The sequence below is a fragment of the Bradyrhizobium sp. YCK136 genome, assembly GCF_044570075.1.
In the GTDB taxonomy this organism is placed as follows: Bacteria; Pseudomonadota; Alphaproteobacteria; order Rhizobiales; family Xanthobacteraceae; genus Bradyrhizobium; species Bradyrhizobium diazoefficiens.
Genome location: NZ_CP172424.1, coordinates 5,701,357 through 5,718,069, shown reverse-complemented (window position 1 = coordinate 5,718,069; position 16,713 = coordinate 5,701,357). Strand labels below are relative to the sequence as shown.

The 16,713-nt window shown below is 65.2% G+C and carries 17 protein-coding genes and 1 pseudogene; 8 read left to right on the top strand and 10 right to left on the bottom strand.

Annotated elements, in window-relative coordinates; translation table 11 throughout:
* Positions 1-20 precede the first annotated feature (20 nt).
* The 6 genes from ACFLEY_RS27925 to ACFLEY_RS27900 all read right to left on the bottom strand — a co-directional run bounded on the left by ACFLEY_RS27925 (position 21) and on the right by ACFLEY_RS27900 (position 6,588).
* Entirely contained in the window at positions 21-1,160 is a 1,140-nt protein-coding gene (locus ACFLEY_RS27925; protein WP_060911529.1) for a hypothetical protein, read from the bottom strand.
* Between the two features lie 589 nt (positions 1,161-1,749).
* Positions 1,750-1,935: a hypothetical protein gene (locus tag ACFLEY_RS27920; protein WP_038966239.1), complete on the bottom strand. Its 186-nt coding sequence runs from the start codon at positions 1,933-1,935 to the stop codon at positions 1,750-1,752.
* 75 nt (positions 1,936-2,010) lie between these two features.
* A complete protein-coding gene (locus ACFLEY_RS27915) occupies positions 2,011-3,240 on the bottom strand; it encodes a carboxylate-amine ligase (RefSeq protein WP_060911530.1) in 1,230 nt (409 codons plus the stop codon).
* Between the two features lie 20 nt (positions 3,241-3,260).
* Positions 3,261-4,088: a class II glutamine amidotransferase gene (locus ACFLEY_RS27910; RefSeq protein WP_396604262.1), complete on the bottom strand. Its 828-nt coding sequence runs from the start codon at positions 4,086-4,088 to the stop codon at positions 3,261-3,263.
* A 101-nt stretch (positions 4,089-4,189) separates the two neighbouring features.
* Complete coding sequence (locus ACFLEY_RS27905) at positions 4,190-4,786, bottom strand: redoxin domain-containing protein (RefSeq protein ID WP_060911532.1); 597 nt, start codon at positions 4,784-4,786, stop codon at positions 4,190-4,192.
* A gap of 41 nt (positions 4,787-4,827) precedes the next feature.
* Positions 4,828-6,588: an MOSC and FAD-binding oxidoreductase domain-containing protein gene (locus ACFLEY_RS27900; RefSeq protein ID WP_060911533.1), complete on the bottom strand. Its 1,761-nt coding sequence runs from the start codon at positions 6,586-6,588 to the stop codon at positions 4,828-4,830.
* 184 nt (positions 6,589-6,772) lie between these two features.
* Here ACFLEY_RS27900 and ACFLEY_RS27895 point away from each other — a divergent pair, with 184 nt between their 5' ends.
* The 5 genes from ACFLEY_RS27895 to ACFLEY_RS27875 all read left to right on the top strand — a co-directional run bounded on the left by ACFLEY_RS27895 (position 6,773) and on the right by ACFLEY_RS27875 (position 9,608).
* Positions 6,773-7,153: a nuclear transport factor 2 family protein gene (locus ACFLEY_RS27895; RefSeq protein WP_011086548.1), complete on the top strand. Its 381-nt coding sequence runs from the start codon at positions 6,773-6,775 to the stop codon at positions 7,151-7,153.
* 364 nt (positions 7,154-7,517) lie between these two features.
* Positions 7,518-7,979 carry a TerB family tellurite resistance protein gene (locus ACFLEY_RS27890; protein WP_028170845.1) on the top strand — a complete coding sequence of 154 codons (462 nt, stop codon included), beginning with the start codon at positions 7,518-7,520 and terminating at the stop codon, positions 7,977-7,979.
* Between the two features lie 2 nt (positions 7,980-7,981).
* The gene (locus ACFLEY_RS27885) at positions 7,982-8,344 is read left to right on the top strand and encodes a hypothetical protein (RefSeq protein WP_060911534.1); all 363 of its coding nucleotides are present in this window, start codon (positions 7,982-7,984) and stop codon (positions 8,342-8,344) included.
* Positions 8,341-8,979: a TerC family protein gene (locus ACFLEY_RS27880; RefSeq protein ID WP_060911535.1), complete on the top strand. Its 639-nt coding sequence runs from the start codon at positions 8,341-8,343 to the stop codon at positions 8,977-8,979. The genes ACFLEY_RS27885 and ACFLEY_RS27880 overlap by 4 nt, the downstream gene beginning before the upstream one ends.
* Before the next feature lie 47 nt (positions 8,980-9,026).
* Positions 9,027-9,608, top strand: coding sequence for a TIGR00645 family protein (locus ACFLEY_RS27875; protein ID WP_060911536.1), 582 nt, complete (start codon positions 9,027-9,029; stop codon positions 9,606-9,608).
* A 100-nt stretch (positions 9,609-9,708) separates the two neighbouring features.
* Here ACFLEY_RS27875 and ACFLEY_RS27870 read toward each other — a convergent pair whose 3' ends face one another.
* Positions 9,709-10,770, bottom strand: coding sequence for a helix-turn-helix domain-containing protein (locus ACFLEY_RS27870; protein ID WP_249162770.1), 1,062 nt, complete (start codon positions 10,768-10,770; stop codon positions 9,709-9,711).
* A gap of 71 nt (positions 10,771-10,841) precedes the next feature.
* Complete coding sequence (locus ACFLEY_RS27865; protein WP_060911537.1) at positions 10,842-11,780, bottom strand: LysR substrate-binding domain-containing protein; 939 nt, start codon at positions 11,778-11,780, stop codon at positions 10,842-10,844.
* A gap of 162 nt (positions 11,781-11,942) precedes the next feature.
* Between ACFLEY_RS27865 and ACFLEY_RS27860 the strand changes: the two genes are divergently transcribed.
* A complete protein-coding gene (locus ACFLEY_RS27860; protein ID WP_060911538.1) occupies positions 11,943-12,521 on the top strand; it encodes a hypothetical protein in 579 nt (192 codons plus the stop codon).
* Between the two features lie 50 nt (positions 12,522-12,571).
* On the opposite strand, the gene ACFLEY_RS27855 is transcribed toward ACFLEY_RS27860, so the two are convergent.
* A complete protein-coding gene (locus ACFLEY_RS27855) occupies positions 12,572-13,654 on the bottom strand; it encodes a substrate-binding domain-containing protein (RefSeq protein WP_211433446.1) in 1,083 nt (360 codons plus the stop codon).
* 114 nt (positions 13,655-13,768) lie between these two features.
* Between ACFLEY_RS27855 and ACFLEY_RS27850 the strand changes: the two genes are divergently transcribed.
* Entirely contained in the window at positions 13,769-15,253 is a 1,485-nt protein-coding gene (locus tag ACFLEY_RS27850; RefSeq protein ID WP_060913045.1) for an aldehyde dehydrogenase family protein, read from the top strand.
* A gap of 201 nt (positions 15,254-15,454) precedes the next feature.
* Positions 15,455-15,718: a hypothetical protein gene (locus tag ACFLEY_RS27845; protein ID WP_038966250.1), complete on the top strand. Its 264-nt coding sequence runs from the start codon at positions 15,455-15,457 to the stop codon at positions 15,716-15,718.
* Between the two features lie 4 nt (positions 15,719-15,722).
* On the opposite strand, the pseudogene ACFLEY_RS27840 reads toward ACFLEY_RS27845, so the two are convergent.
* Positions 15,723-16,610, bottom strand: a pseudogene (locus ACFLEY_RS27840) (alpha/beta fold hydrolase).
* Positions 16,611-16,713: the final 103 nt, after the last annotated feature.

Sequence of the window (16,713 nt, the reverse complement as noted above, 5' to 3'; positions counted from 1 at the left end):
GCGGGCCGTTGTTTTGGGCGCTAGGCGTATAGGTACCCGACCGGCCTGCCTTCGGTGCGCAGGGGACGGATGTCCTTGTGCGTGATGATCTGACCGGCCAGGCCGTCGATCTCGTCGCGCTGCGTCGCCGTCCAGCTGCGAAGGTCGTTCATGCCCTTGAGCAGGCCGAGCCGGAGGACCTGGGTGTTCTCACCGACGCCAATGAGGTTGATCGAGCTCTTGCCGGCCGTCACCACGTCGCCGGCAGAGAGCTCAAAGGTCGCGCCTGACTTGTTCTCGAATTCGGCCGTGCCGCGGATGACGCGATAGATCACGACCTCGCCCTTGGCAAACGAGGTGCCGTCCGCTGTTGCCGACGTGCTCTTCGGCAGCAGCGACTGACCGGGCGGGTCGGTTGCGATGATGTGGCCGGTGACGAGATGCCCGCTCGGCACCTCGATGCCGATATCGCGCACATGGACCGGCATGGCCGATTTGACCGAGCCATCGGTGAGCGGCTTGAACAGCGCATCCAGCGCCAACGGGTCCTGAAGCCAGAAGCCTGCATCGGCAGGACGATCATGCAGAGGATGGCTCCAGGCCACACGCGGCGTCTCGGCCTCGTTGATCTGGCTCGGACCGACAATGGTCGGGTTCGGAAACGTGGTGGGATCGGTGATGAAGGCTTCGAGGAACTTGCCCGAATAGCCCATCGAGATCGGATCGGGCACCACCGTCTGCGGCGTCTTCAAATTCTCTTCGGTCGAAAGGCCCGACCAGGTGTAGAACAGCTGGCGGTGCACGATCGCGCTTTGCAGCATCACAGCGCCCGGGCCGACACTGTAGAAGCGTCCGTCGTAGTCGAAGGTGAATGCGCCCGAGGTGACCAGCACGAGCTGAAAGCCGCCCGGCGGAAGATGAAGATGGAAATCGGTGGGGCCGGTGTCCGGGCGGTAGATCGGCAGATTGGTCGCGACTTCGTGCAGGAGGAAGGTTTCGTTGTTGGCGTGAAAGCCCTCGTCGGCGCGATTGTAGAGGGCTTGCGGCCGGTAGGTCGCCTCAAACTTCGCATTCTTGTCGCGGTCGATCGCGACGAAGTCCTGATCGTTCAGACGAAGGGGCGTGCCATTCGGACGGGTGAGGCCGGTGAATTTGAGATCGCCCGCAGCATGCACGTTCATGGCATTCTCCGATCTGATCCGCTCGTCCCGGCTGCCCTGGTGGCGAGGGAGGGGACTTGGGGCCTGATAATGCTCTGCGAATCTTGGGCCAGTTCGGTTGCAGGGCAGCAGAGGGCCTCCGCGGGTCGGGATGGCGAGACCGGACAGCAGAAAATCCAGTGGTTCCGCCGAAGGTTAGACCGCGCGTTGCGCGGGATTGCCCGACCGTCCTGCCGAACCTCGCGATCTCGCGAACGTGACGCAAACTGTCTAATTTGTCGGCAAGCCCTGACGGGCAGCGTGCAGGACATGGCTGCTCCCAGGCGCAACCGCGGAACGCATTCGGCTCGGCGGGATTAGGCGTCCTAGGTTGCCTTTCGACCGAGGCAGCAGGTCTCGTCCGGCTCTAACCCGGGAGTTTCCATGCAAGACGGCTACGCAAGGCCGCAGGAGGCCGCCCGCTACATTGCGGAGATCTGCACCGAGCTGCGCGAGATCGCGCACACGGCCGGACTTTCATTCCTGGCTCACCTGCTCAGCATGGTGATCTGCAAGCCGGAAGGCATTGCAGCACCGAGGGACAGGAATTCCGTAAGACGTCCGAAGCCGCTCATTCGAACGACTGAAGCGCGGCGCGCTCGGGCTTGCCGGAGGGGCTGTCCGCCCACTTCGCCATGTCCATCGTTCGGGCATCGACACCTTCGCACCAGAAGCAGCTCGATTCCGTCGCGCCCTTCTCGGACAGGATGGGCACCAGGCCGTGGCCGCAGCCGGCGCAACAGGTGATGTCGGTCATGCTTTTCTCCAAGACACCGTACGAGACACGGCAAATTCCGGAATGCCGTTATCGTTCCCAAAGCTTGCGCGGGCGCTATGTCGGCGCAGACGCGGTGCGTCCGACCGGAGCGCTCGTCCCTGATATCGTCGATGCAGCGATCCAGCGTGACACGGCCGCGATGTCGTTGCCGTTTTCACGGTAGGCGCGGAGCTGGAATTCCGCCGAGCTGCCACGTTCCACGATGGTGCGGCAATGCTCGACCTCGGCCGCGCAATTCAGCGCATCCGCGTCCTCGGCGATGTCATCGATCAGGCGGGAGAGCAGCTCCGAGATGGTGACTGGCCCGTCCTTCGAGGCAAAGATGCAATCGGTGCCGTAGCGCTGGGCGCGCCATTTGTTCTCGACGGCGATCGCGCGCTCGACGACCGTGACGGCTTTCGACAGATGAGGCCGCCGATACAGATGTCGCGTCAGGCAGCGATAGAGCGAGGCGATGGCAACGGCGTCGTCGACGAAGGTGCAAGTGTCGGGCGCGCGAAGCTCGAGGGTCGGATGCTTCATGGAAGGGCGCATCGCCCACCAGATGTGACTCTCGTCAGGGATCACGCCGGAGCGCTGCAATGCGCCGACATACTCGTCGTAATCATGCCTGCTCTCGAACAGTTCGGGCAGGCCGGTGCGCGGCAGCTCGGAATAGGCCGCCAGGCGGTAGCCCTTCAGGCCCGTCTTGTGCGAGTTCCAGAACGGGGAGGACGCCGACAGCGCGATGAACAGCGGCAGGTGCGGCAGCATCGCCCGCATCACCGCCATGCGCTTCTCGGGATCGGGTAGCTGGACGTGCACATGCATGCCGCACATCATGTTGCGGTGGCCGATGCTGCGCAGATCCTCGATCATCTCCTCGTAGCGCGGCTTCGGGCTCGGTTGCGACATGCGCCAGACGGCGGTCGGATGGGTGCCGCAGGCCATGATCACGAAGCCGTACTGGGCGGCAACGTTCGCGACTTCGCGGCGGAGAAAGCGCAGCTCTTCGCGCGCGTCGTTGACGTCGACGTGAACGTTGGTGGCGACCTCGAGCTGGGATTGCAGCATCTCTCGCATGGCCTGACCGCCGGTCGACCAGTTCGCCGACTCGAACAGCTCGTTGGGCGTCTGGATCGCGACGTCCAGGCTGCGCCGATCGGCGAGGAAGTATTCCTCCTCGATGCCGAATGAATATTCAGCGGCCTTGCCACGACCGCCGGCCGAGCGAATGACGAGGTGCTGCTTGTCGTCGGAGGAATCGAGACGCAGCAATTTCAAGACGTCCGAAGCAAATGTCATCGTGCCACCCGGCGAAGGCATTACCTGCGGGAAATAATCCTCCTGACGGGGGCGGGTTCCGCGTCAGCCCCACTGGAAATTGCAAGGTCGAACGGAACAATTTTCGCGCTTTCGGACGCGCGCGCGATCAGGGCGTGATTCGGCGGCACTTCCGTCCAGTCCGATTCCTTGTCGAACGGCTCGAACACGACGACGACCTGGCCGCCGGCCTCGCGAAAATAGAGCGTGTTGGCGGCATCGTTGACCGCGACGCGAAACGCATAGAGATCCCTGCCGTTGGCGATCGCGCTGGTGAAGCGCAGTCGCTCGCGAAGCCGGCCTTCGTTGACGAGACCGACGAGCGATTGCAGCACGGCCTGGGTTGCTCGAAGCGGGTCGTTGTCGAGGCCCGCGCCCATGATGGCGAGGAAAACGGCTTCGGAGTCGGTCGTCCCCAATCGCGACGGATAATACGCATCCGGAATCAGCGCCTCGACCTTGCGCCGCAGCCGGTTCCAGCTGCCGACGAATCCGTTGTGCATGAACATCCACTGGCCGCAGGCGAAGGGATGGCAATTCTGCCGCGTCACCGCCGTGCCGGTGGCGGCGCGCACATGGGCGAAGAAGAGGTGCGAGCGCAGATGGCGGCAGAGATAGCGCAGGTTTTCATCCGACCAGGCCGGGCGCGTCTCACGGTAGAGGCCGGGCTCCGGATGCTCGCCGTACCAGCCGAGCCCGAAGCCGTCGCCATTCGAACCCGCGGTGGACTGGAGCGAGCGGATGCTCTGCGCGATCAGCGAATGCTCGGGCTCGGTGACGTAAGGTTCGAACGAGGTGGTTTCGCCCCGGTATGCAATCCAGCGGCACATGCAGGTTCCAGTCGAGGGTTATTCTTGAGGTGCACCAACAAACCCGACGGCGTTTGTGTTCCCGACAGAAGCCGCGGCGACTGCGTGACACCTGCCTGTGTCTAATCCTGCTCGTCGAGTACCTTGGACGGAGCCTTGCCATACGGATAGAAATGCTCCTTGCGGCCCTGATCCCAGAGCGCCTTGAGCCCCGGTGCGGTGATGTCCCAATCCGGACGGCACTTCATGGTGACGGCCCTGAGATCCTGGCGAAGCTCTTCGACGGTCGGGCGGCCGAAGAACCAGTAGCCATTGTAGATCTTGTGAACGACGAGGCGGGGCTCCAGCACGACGACGTGCGGGATCATCGGATTGTGGACCGGATCGGTGTATTCGGCGATGTCGAGATCCTTCTGAACGATACGCCTGGCATCGGAGAGGAAGGGCCAGTGAGCTCCGACCCCGCTGCGGTATTCGTTGGTCTGGAGGATCGTGTCGGTGGTGATGGTGACCATGCGGCAGTAGCCCACCTCCATCTCGCGATGGAGTTGCAGCAAGCCCTCGGCCTGGCGTCGATCCTTGGGACAAAATCCGCCGCGGCCAAGGACGAGCACCATGGGATCATCGCCCTGCAACTCCGAGAGCTTGCGGCGTCTGCCGGTGTGGTCACTGAGCTCATAGTCCGGGAAGGTGACACCTTCCGTGATGTCGGGCCGCATTTGAATCGCTCCATGGTTTGGCGAGGGTGTGTCGAAGCCGGTCAAAGATCGATCACGACATCTGCCTTCGGTTGCGAGCAGCAGATCAGGACATTGCCGTCCGCGGGCGGGTCGAGCGGATCGGGCGCGTAGCTGACTTCTCCGGCCACGAGCCCGCTCTCGCAGTTGTGGCAAACCCCGGTCCGGCACGACCAGCGCACCGGGACGTCGCACGCTTCGGCCAGCTCGAGCAGGCTGACATAGGATGGTCCCCAGCGGACATTGAGGCCGCTGCGCGCGAATGACACCATCGGGCCCGGGCCGGGTGCTCCGACCGGCGCATGCGCGGGTGTCCGCGGCGAAGCCGCGATGCCGGGCGTCAGCGATGGCCTCGCGCCGAACAGCTCGGTGTGGATGCGATCGGGCGCGACGCCCAATGCGGCCAGGCCGGCCGTGAGATCGCTCATGAAAGCGGCCGGCCCGCAGAGATAGAAATCGCCGTCGCGCGGCATGTTGAGCCGTTCGATCAGGTGCTGATCCAGATGTCCGGCGCTGTCGAAATCCGCTCCCGGACGATCGGCCGGATCGGGTGCGCTGAAGCAGACGTGCCTGTGATAGTGAGCGAGTCCGGCCAACAGCCCGCGCGTCTCGGCGGCGAACGCATGCTCGCGGCCGTTGCGCGCGCCGTGCAGCCACCAGACGTCTCGCGTCGACCCTTCCGCGACGAGCGCGTGGAGCATGGCGAGCACCGGCGTCACGCCGATGCCCGCGCTGAGCAAGACGACGGGCCGCGCATCCTGCCGGAGCGTGAAGCTGCCGCGTGGCGCACCGACTTCGACGACGTCGCCAACTCGGAGACTGTCGGCGATATAGAGGGAGGCCGCGCCGTGTGCTTCCCGCTTGATGCTGATGCGGTAGGGCGGGGCATCGGAGCGGCTCGACAGCGAGTAGCTGCGCGTCATCGCCTGTGCCTCAGAGGGCCCGAGCCGCACGACGACAAATTGACCGGGCAGGGCGGGGGCCGCGCGATGGCCGTCCGTGGGTTCGAGGATCAGTGACGTCACGGTGCCGCTTTCGGCGATCTTGCGCGAGACGCGAAACGGACGGAAGCCGCGCCAGGCAGGAGGTGGGCTCGCCGCCGGGCCGAGCCCGGCGTTTCCTGCGGCAATCTTGCTTGTGCGCTGCTGCTCGAGCAGCGCTGCGAAGGAACGATTCCAGCCGCGGCTCAGCGCCGGAATCCGCAGCGCGCGCTCCAGGCGGTCGCGTGGGTGAGGGGGCAGGTAAAGCAGCGCGTTGATCTCGAACACGCTCATGCTTTCAGGACCTCTGGCGACTTGCGTGATCTCGTCACCGGCCTCCACGTCGCCTTCCTCGATCACGCGAAAATAGAAGCCGGGCCGGCCGTGCCTGACGAGCAGTGCGGGCATGTCCGGCTCGTCCATGCGAATGCCCAGCCGGTAGCAGGTGACGCGCGGCTGCGTCACCTCGAACAGGGCGGAGCCGATCCTGTAGCGGTCTCCGATGCACACGTTGGTGTCGGCAAGGCCTTCGACGGTGAAGTTCTCGCCGAATTGACCATGAACGAGATCCGGTCGTCCCAGATGTTCCTGCCAGTACCGATAGGACTCGTCCTGGTAGACGAAGACGGCGCGCTGTTCGCCGCCATGGCCGGCCGTATCGCCCTGGCCGTCGCCGTCGATGTTGAGCCTGCGCACCCTGCGCGGCCCTTCGACGGGGGCCTTCCAGATGCCGGTATGGACGGTCTTGCCTTGCCAGGCGACGTCGCGCGGCAGGCCGACATTGACGGAAAGCAGACGTGCCATCACGGTTTCCCGACCCTGAGGTGCGACCCGATCCGACGGGTCGCCTGCACGCTAATCTGCATCCAATTCGAACTGTTAGCTCGTTAGCCGTTGTTAGACGTTGCAAGGGAACCCTTGCCGCCGGAGTCCTGCGTCATCAGATCAAGGCGGCGGGAGGCGGTTTCATTCGGGATCGGAGGTCGAGATGGACGATCGAGCCAGATTGGCGGCGCTCCAGCGCCATTGGGACGCTTCGGACGCGAACGATTTCGAGGCCGAGCACGCCATCTATCGCGACGACGCGGTGCTCGACTATCCCCAATCGAGCGAGCGCATCCACGGCCGGAGGAACATTCAGGAGAGCCGCCTCGTGCAGCCGAACAAGAAGCGCTTCTCGGTTCGGCGGATCATCGGCGGCGGCGATCTCTGGGTGAGCGAGTTCGTGCTGACTTATGACGGCGTGCCGTCCTACGTCGTGAGCATCATGGAATTCCGCGACGGACTGGTGGCGCACGAAACGCAATATTTCGGCGACCGGTTCGATCCATCACCCTCGCGTGCGCATTTGGTTGAGGTCGTGAGGTAGGAGCGGTGCCCGTGCCCACACTCCGTCATTGCGAGCGCAGCGAAGCAATGACGGTGGGGATGCAGCGCGTCCTGGACATGCGCACCACTGCTTAACCAAACATGGCAACACGGAACCGATGCGGCGGCTGGTCGCAGTCTCATCGCCTTGATTCCGACAGACCCATCTTTATGTCTGAGGCGAACAAGAATCCGGGCCCCTCTGGCGAGGCCGCCGACGAATGTCGGCAAACCTCGTGATGTCGGATGACCTGTCCCGCGCGAATGCGATGGATCGGCCGATCGTCGGGTCTTCTCTGTTCCCTCCGACCCAATCGTCCCCATCGCAGCTCCGCGCGGCCATTTCGCAACGTTGAGGAGCATCGATGTCCGACGCCAAGTACTCAAACCCGATCGAACTCGAGATTGCCGAACCGTCCAGCCTCAACGAGCAGGCAGCGGCGGCGCTGATCATCGCCGGTGCGCTTGTCGCGGTGGCCGACCGGCGCGTCTCGCCGGTCGAGCGCGACGAGGTTATCCGTTTCATCAGGGATCGCGGACTGGCGCCGCATATCGGCGACGACCGATTGTTCGCGATGTTCGACGAGCTGGCGGAACGGCTCGAGGAGCCGGACTTTGCCAATGTGGTGATCGACACGCTGCGCCCGGTCTCGAACATGTCGCTCTCGTCCCATCTGATGGAGCTGTCGGAGCGCGTTGCGGCCGCGGACGAGGACGTGCATCCTCATGAGGTGCAGGCGATCAAGCTGCTGCGGCTGCTGACGCTGGTGTTGCCGCGCGCCAAGCAGGTCGGACCGGGTGCGGCAGGCCCCGTCCCAAAGGAGTGAGCATGAGCGCGGCATCGGACGAGCATACGACCCGAACCGAGGGCACCACGGGCCAGATGGCCGGCGGTGACCCGCGCCTCGACAGGCTCGTCCATCGCCTGCCGCCGCGCGTGGGCGACACCGTCACCTATCTGCTCAAGCCGTCCAGCCGCTGGGTGAGAATCCCCTCGGGCGCGCTGCTCGTCGTCGGCGGCGTGCTCTCCATCCTGCCGGTGCTCGGCATCTGGATGCTGCCGCTCGGCCTCGCGCTGCTTGCCGAGGACGTGCCGGCGCTGCGCTCGTCCCGGTCGAAGGTGTTCGACTGGATCGAACGCCGCAAGCCGCAATGGCTCGAACCGTCCGCATCGAAGAATGATCAATCATGATTGAATTCATCACCGCCGACGCGCTGACCGCGCTGCTTCAGGTCGTCCTGATCGACCTCGTGCTCGCCGGCGACAACGCCGTCGTCATCGGCCTTGCCGCTGCCGGGCTGCCGGCCGAGCAGCGCCGGCGCGCCATCGTCGTCGGTATTGTCGCGGCGACTGCGCTCCGGATCGCCTTTGCCGGCGTCGCGACCCAGATCTTGCAGGTGATCGGCCTCCTGCTCGCCGGCGGCGTGCTGCTGCTCTGGGTGTGCTGGAAGATGTGGCGCGAACTGCGCGAGCAGGCCGCGCATAGAAGCGGGCTTGCGTTCAGCCATGGCGGCGGCGGAAGCGCGGCATCGGCACCGCGCAAGACCTTCGGCCAGGCCGCGTTGCAGATCGTCGCGGCCGACGTCTCGATGTCGCTCGACAACGTGCTCGCGGTCGCGGGCGCGGCGCGCGAGCATCCCTACATCCTGGCCTTCGGCCTGCTGCTGTCGGTCGCGATGATGGGTGTGGCCGCCGATCTGCTCGGCCGCGTGCTCCAGAAGCAGCGCTGGATCGCCTATGTCGGCCTCGCCATCATCGTTTACGTCGCCTTCGAGATGATCTATCGCGGCTCGCTCGAGCTCGCGCCGGTCATCGCGAGTCTCTGAGGCCGAATCTCTTGGGCGACATCTCTTGCCTGCACTCGGAGTGATCAATGATTTCTGAACCCAAAGCACCTTCGGCCGCGCCTTCGCTGCCGCAAATCGGCCCGTTCGCCCAGCTGATCTTTGGCTCGCGCTGGCTGCAGGTGCCGCTCTATGTCGGCCTCATCATCGCACAGGGCGTCTACGTGCTGCTGTTCCTCAAGGAGCTCTGGCACCTGGTTGTGCACTCCTTTGACGCCAGCGAACAGCAGATCATGCTGGTCGTGCTCGGACTGATCGACGTCGTCATGATCTCGAACCTGCTGGTGATGGTTATCGTCGGCGGGTACGAGACCTTCGTCTCGCGGCTGAACCTGAGCGGCCATCCCGACGAGCCGGAATGGCTCAGTCACGTCAACGCCAGCGTGCTCAAGATCAAGCTTGCGATGGCGATCATCGGCATCTCCTCGTTCTCGCTGCTTCGGACCTTCATCGAGGCCGGAAATCTCGGAACCACGCGCAGCAATTTCACCGAGACCGGCGTGATGTGGCAGGTGCTGATCCACCTGACCTTCATCATCTCGGCGATCGGCATTGCCTGGGTCGATCGCCTGAGCGAGAGCGGACACCGCAAGGAAGCGGGGCGCGGCTGAGCGCCTGGCGGGCCGAGATCGAGGTCGGCGAGGGGCGGCGAGGTGGTTTCTCTTGCGCTGAGCGAACTGCTCGCGACCGCGCGATTTGACCGGAGAAATCTCAGAGGTGCGGACTGTCGTCCGCAAAATCGCGGGCCTGCGCCAGCGTCCCGGACGGCATCTCGCCGAACGTCGTCTTGTAGAGTTTCGAGAATTCGCCCATGTGCCAGAAGCCGTTCGCGAGCGCCGCGGCCTTCACGGTCATTCCGTTACCTCCGGTCAGGAGCTGCGTGCGGGTCGACCACAGCCGCTTCAGCCTGAGATGGTGATGCAGGCTGACGCCATGCACCGCCTGTGTCGCGCTCTGGAGCGTGCGGACGGAGACGCCGAGCGCATTTGCGAGATCGCCGCTGTAGAGCGGGATGCCGCCGGACAGCGTGGCCGCCTCGTCCAGCCGCGCGACCAGCTTGCGATGCTTGTCGAACGATCCGCGCCGGCGGTCTTGCGCGTCGACGGGGGCAAGGGCGGCATCGAGGCCCGCGAGAAGCCTTTCCTGGATCGGCCGGTCGATGGCTTCGAATTGCCTGGGATCGTTGCAGCGCGAGGCCAGGCAGAACATGTCGAGAATCGCGGCGCGCAGGCCCGCCATCGTGTCGCCGCTGAGACGCGTGAATTCGAGCCCGGTCTCGTAGTCCGCCCAGCCGCGATGGCGCATGTCGGAGTTGAAGCGCAGCATCAGATAGGTGTTGGCGTGATGCTCGACCGCCTCGGTGGGCACCTTGCCGCGCACGATTCCGATCATCGAATTGTCGATCTCGCGCCCGTTGGCGGTGAAATGACAGGCGAGCGGGATGACGAGGCCGACGCCGTGATCGGTGCGGATGTTGGCCTGAAGGCGCCGGGCGAAGGTTCGCTGGAGCACGAACAGACCATCCTGGAGCGGCAGGATGGCGCGGTGCAGCGAGAACTCGCGCGGCTCGAGCGGTGTGCTGATGCCGCCGCCCAGCACCTCGCTTGGACGAAAGGACTCGAAGTCGCTGTAGCGCTCGATGCCCAGGACTCGCGACGGCTTGAGCCAACGTACCGGCATCTCGGGTCCCAGTGATCTCAGGCGTTCGGCGTGTGCCGGCGCGTCCTCGACCTCGCGCGCGCGCGACATCGGCCGGAAATGTTGCCGGAGCAACCGTGCTTCAGGCAAGTCCGCAAGACCACGGGGCGCGCGGTCGCCTCCAAGCTGGCCCGTTTGCCGAGATGTCACGCCGTCTGCGGATAGGCCGCGTTCTCGCGCCGCTCGCGGTCGCCCAGTTCGCGCACCAGTTCCTGGAGAAAGGACTCGGTGTAGGCGGGCAGGGTGCGCTCGGCGCGAACATAGATGCCGAGGTCGGACCAGACCGGGCTGCCGGCATTGTCGAGCGGCAGGAAGACGAGCTGGCTCTCGCGCGACAGCCGGCCGATGCCAAGCTGGGTCAGGAAGGCGACGCCGACGCCGCGTGCGGCAAGCTCGCGCATCAGGTCGATCGAATTGGCCTGGATCGCCGGCTCCGGCGTCTCGGAGAGCTGTGCGATCAGCGGCTGGAGCAGATGATAGATCGACAGCTCCGGCAGCGCATTGATGACGGGGAAGGCGAGGCATTGCTCCAGCGTCACTGTCTTGCGGCGCGCCAGCGGATGCTCGCGCGATACCACTGCGCCGAGGCGGAACCGCTTCAAGGCGACCTGGCGCAGGTCCGGCGGATGGCGGAGCGCCATGGCGATGCCGATGTCGGCCTCGCCGCGGCTCAGGGCCTCGAGCACGTCCGACGATCCCTTCACCTCGGTGGTGAAGCTGACGCGGCGGGCGCGGCCGCGGTGCGAGGCGATCAGGTCCGGCAGCACGGATTCCGTCAGCGACTCGATGCAGGCGATGCTGACGGTGCCGCGCCAATTGCCGGACAGGGACGCGACGTCCGAGCGGAAACGGTCGAGGTCCTGGAGCACGTTCATGACATGCCGGGCCAGCATCTCGCCGACCGTCGTCAGCGTCAGGCCGCGCGCATTGCGCTCGAACAGGGGCGATCCAACCTCTTGCTCGAGCTTGAGAATCTGGCGGCTGACCGCCGAGGAGGCAACGTTCAGGACGCGCGCCGCGGCCCTGATCGAGCCGGTGCGGCGGACGGCGTGGAAGTACTGGATGGCCGGTGAGTGAAATCGCATGGGTCCCCCGGCACGAACTATAGCCGTTGCCGAAACGGCATCAACATGTACGAAATTCTCTGCTTTTCGAGAGCGCTGGTCCCCCCTAGGTTCGCCGCCGGCTCGGCCGGGTCCCAAAGAGGGCCGCCGGGCCGGCGCAACGACGCGCCAGGGGATTTCGGGGTGAACGAGAACATCGCTTGCGAGCTGGAGCACGAGCCGGACCCCCGTCTGGTCGATCGCCGCCGGGCGGCCGCCTATGTCGGCGTGACCGCCGGTCGCTTCGAGCAATTGGTGCGCGACAGCGTCGTGCCGCCGCCGGTCATGGTGGACAACAAGCGGCGCTGGCCGATGGCATTGCTCGATGTCGCCAAGGACGCGGTGGTCGGCAGCGTGCCGGGCCTTCCGCCGGTCATGGCCGATGTCGCGACAGAGGCGCACCTCTGCGAGCGCGACCCGGCGCCGGCCTCGCACGAACTGCCCGACCAGGCGTGGTTCGAGCAGCGCGCGCGGTTCGTGCAGCGCGTCCGCCGCTCGCTGCTCTCGGGCAATGAGATCCGCCTCCTGCGCGAGTTCAAGCTGCTCAAGCAGAACCAGATCAGCATGTTCGGCTACTATGGCAGTTTTGAAGCGCTGATGGTGCGCGGCTACATCGTCGAGATCGACCGCAAGCCGCCGTCGAGCCGTCCGCTTGTGACCTATCGCCTGACCGACCGCGGCGAGCAGGTGGTGTCGGCGCTCAAGGACGAGCCGGTCGTTTGACCGGGCGCGTAGCGGCAGTCCGCCAGGGTAAGGGCAGCCTCGGCCGTTCATCAGCGCACGGCGTGCATCTCCAGAAACGCCTTCACGCCGGTGACCGCACCGGTGTCGGACGGGACGTAACCGGGCAGGCTCGCGACAGCGGCACGAAAATCGGCGCTGCGCATGATATCGAGGATGCGCTGCATCGGCTCGGTGTCGAGGAAGGCGCGTTTGCAGACGAAGAAGTAATCCTCGGTCACGATGCGAATGAAATCGAGGCCGAAGTGCCGAGCGGCCGCCTCGACGCCGAAACTCGCATCCGCCATGCCGCTCGCGACATAGGCGGCGACCGCGGCGTGGGTGAACTCGATCTGCTGCGCGCCGTTGATGCGGCTTTCGTCGATGCGGTGTGCGGCGAGCAACTGGTCGAACAGAAGGCGCGTGCCGGAATCATGGTCGCGGTTGACGAAGCGGACATTTGGCCTGGTCAGGTCCTCGATCGTTTCGATGCCAAGCGGATTGCCGCGCGCGACCATCAGCCCCATCTCGCGCGTGACGAAGCTGATGACGCGGTCCTCGCGCGGATCGAGCCATTCGCGCGCCGCCTTGATGCCTTGTGCCCGCAGCGCGCCGTGCGGCAGATGCAGGCCGGAGAGATCGCAGGCGCCCTGCGCCAGCGAGACCAGCGAATGCTGGTTGCTGACATAGCGCAGGTCGACGCCGATGCCGGGCTCGCGGTCGAGGAATTCGCGCAGCTTCGCCACCGCAAAGCCGTGGCTGGCGTGCACGCGGATCACCGAGGGGCGCTGCTCGAGGAACGGCTTGATCTCGCTTGCCAGCTCCTGTGCCAGGTTTTCCAGCTGCGGCCCGAGCCGGGCCTGCATGCGTTCGCCGGCCCATACCAGCCGCTCGCCGAACGGCGTGAGCCTGGAGCCCTTGCCGCGCTGGGTCTCGACCAGCGGCGTGCCGAAGAACTCCGACCATTGCTCGATCAGATTCCAGACGTGCCGGTAGGAGAGGTGCGCGTCGGCGGCCGCGCTCGTGATCTTTCCGGTCTTCCGGATTTCGTTGAGAACGCCGAGCATGACCACCGCCGTGCGCGGACTACCCTCCTGGCGAAACCGCCAAACTGCCTCGATCTCGATCTGGAGCATGAAACAACCTTATAAAGTGAAGTTCATATGGTGAGTGAGCCATAGGCACACGATATCGTATTTACTGCGGCAATCTCCGTCCTAATCTGGCATACCAGAACAGGAGGAAATATGATGTCAGTTGCATATGACTTTGCGCATTCGCCAGCCAGCGAGTTCATGGCCCGGCCGCAGCATCTGCTCATAGACGGCCGCCGCGTCCCCGCGAGCTCCGGCCGCACCTTCAAATCGCTCAATCCGGCGACCGGGCAGGTCATCGCCACCGTCGCCGAAGGCAACGAGGCCGATGTCGACCATGCGGTAGCGGCCGCGCGCCGGGCGTTCGAGGGCCCGTGGCGCACGATGCGCGCCTCCGAGCGCGGCCAGATCCTGCTGCGCTGGGCTGAGCTGCTCAAGGCAAACGCCGAAGAAATCATCGAGCTCGAGTCGATCGATGCCGGCAAGCCGATCTCCGCGACGCTGCGTCAGGACTTCCCGGCCGCCGTCGACACGCTGATCTACTACGCCGGCTGGGCCGACAAGATCAGCGGCGACGTCGTGCCGGTGCGTGACGATGCCCTGACCTACACCGTGCGCGAGCCGGTCGGCGTGGTCGCGGCCATCGTGCCGTGGAATTTCCCGCTGATGATCGGGATGTGGAAGCTGGCGCCGGCGCTGGCCTGCGGCTGCACGGTCGTGATGAAGCCGGCCGAGCTGACCTCGCTGTCGGCGCTGCGCATCGCCGAGCTCGCGCTTCAGGCCGGCCTGCCGGCAGGCGTCTTCAACGTCGTCACGGGCCCCGGCCGCGTCGTCGGCGACGCGCTGGTCAATCACCCTGACGTCGACAAGGTCACCTTCACCGGTTCGCCGGGCGTGGGTCGTGGAATCATGAAAGGCGCGGCCGGCAATTTCAAGCGCGTCTCGCTCGAGCTCGGCGGCAAATCGGCCAACGTCATCTTCGACGATGCCGATCTCGAAGCAGCCTCGAAAGCCGCGGCCTCCGGCATCTTCTTCAACGCCGGCCAGGTGTGCTCGGCCGGCTCCCGCGTGCTGGTGCAGGAGAAGGCCTATGACGAAGTCGTCGAGCGTCTCGCTGCACGCGCAAAATCGCTGAAGATCGGCGATCCGCTCGACCGCAAGACCGCGCTCGGGCCTGTCATCTCCGAGAAGCAGATGAAGTCGATCCTCGACTATGTCGATGTCGGCCAGCAGGAGGGGGCGAGCCTCGTCACCGGCGGGACGCGGGTCGGCGAGCGCGGCTACTTCATCAGCCCCGCGGTGTTCGCGAATGTCGAACACGAGATGCGGATCTCGCAGGAGGAAATCTTCGGCCCCGTCGTCAGCGTCATCAAGTTCGTGGATGAGGCCGATGCCTTGCGGATCGCCAACGGCACCGCCTACAGCCTCGCCGCCGGTGTTTGGAGCCGCGACATCGGCAAGCTCCAGCGTTTTGCCAAGCGGGCGCGCGCAGGCACGGTCTGGATGAACACCTATGGCTATACCGACGTGCGCCTGCCCTGGGGCGGCGAACGCGACTCCGGCCTCGGTCGCGAGCACGGTACCGCCGCGCTCGACAATTTCACCGAGCCGAAGGCGGTGTGGATGAACTTAGCCGTCTGATTTGGCCGTCTGATACCTCCCGAGCGGCCAAGCCTGGAGCCCGCCTGATCGTTCGGTCAGGCGGGCTCTCTTTTTCGAGATCGATAAAATTGTCTGCATCCCGCTCAGCGGCGGCAAACCCTGCGAACAAGAAGCACGGCGCCTTAAACCTGAGCTTTGGAACCAATGCGCATCCTGTCCGCAAAAGGGCAGGGCATCAGGATGTCAATTCTCAAGGAGATCGTCGCTGCGGTCGCGGGAGTCTACGCGCTCCTGTTCGTCTGCGACGCAGTGTTCGGGGTCGGCGAGGCGCGCTTCGACGACGCCTATTACAGCGCCAGCTTCTACGCGCCGCGGCCAAAGGAATTCCGCTTCGCCGGCGATACGCCGCCGGCCGTCCGCGTCAGCGATGCCTTCGCGCAGTTCGCGCCGGGTGAAGCCAGGCCGAACAGGCGCTACTCGTCGCTGACGACGATCATTCGGTAACGGCTCACTCGCCCTGGATCCATTCCGCCACGCCGCGCCACAGCGTGTCGCGGTGCTCGGGGCGGAAGAAGCCGAAATGGCCTATTCCCTTGGCCCCGACGTCGGACGGCTTCACCGTCAACACCTCCGGCTTGATCGCCGTGAATCCGCCTGTGAGCAACTCGACCGCGGGCCGCGTCGCCCAGGGATCGTCGGAGAAGCACAGCGCGCGCAACTCGCCCTTGAATTTGCGAAGTTCTCCAGCGCGGGCAGTTTTGAATCGAAGAGATAGCGCGGGCTCGAGACCCAGTCGGCCCATTGCAGGAACACGCCCTTGGGCAAATCCTCGCCAATGCCGGCCCAGCCCGGCGCGTAGCCGAACGCATGGGCGAGCGGCACGCCAATGAGGTTCATGAAGGCGAAGACGCGGTATTTCTCCGGCGAGGTCATCAGCCGCCAGGTCGCCGCCTGCGAGGCGACGAACGCGGCGCGCGAGATGTCGGTGTTGTTCGCGATCAGCCCGAGCGCCTGGCCGCCGAAGGAGTGGCCGATATAGGCGAGCGGCAGCGTGTTGTAGCGCTCGCGCATCCAGCTCACCGCGGCGGTGACGTCGAGCGTCCGGCATCGAGGCCTTGAAGCCGACCAGCGATTTCGGCTGATTGTAGCCGACCATTGCCGGCAGCCGGGAGTCGCCGATGCCGCGATAGTCGTAGGTCAGCACCGCGCAGCCGCGATGGGCGAGGTAGGAGGCAAAGCCGCGATAGATTTTTCGCGGGACGGCGGTGGCCGAATTGATCAGGACGGCATTGCGCTTGGCGGCGCGCGGCAGGAACAGGGTGCCGCTCAGCGCATACCCGTCGGTCGCCGGGAAGCTGATCTCGTCGATGAAAACGTCGTCGCGCGCCGCGTCCATGGGCCGCCGGTGTCCTGCCAGTTTCCTTAGCCTTCCCAAGCAAATGCGAATTTGGCTTTCCCTGCAAGGGTTTGCAGTGCGGAATGGATTTACAACTGGCGGC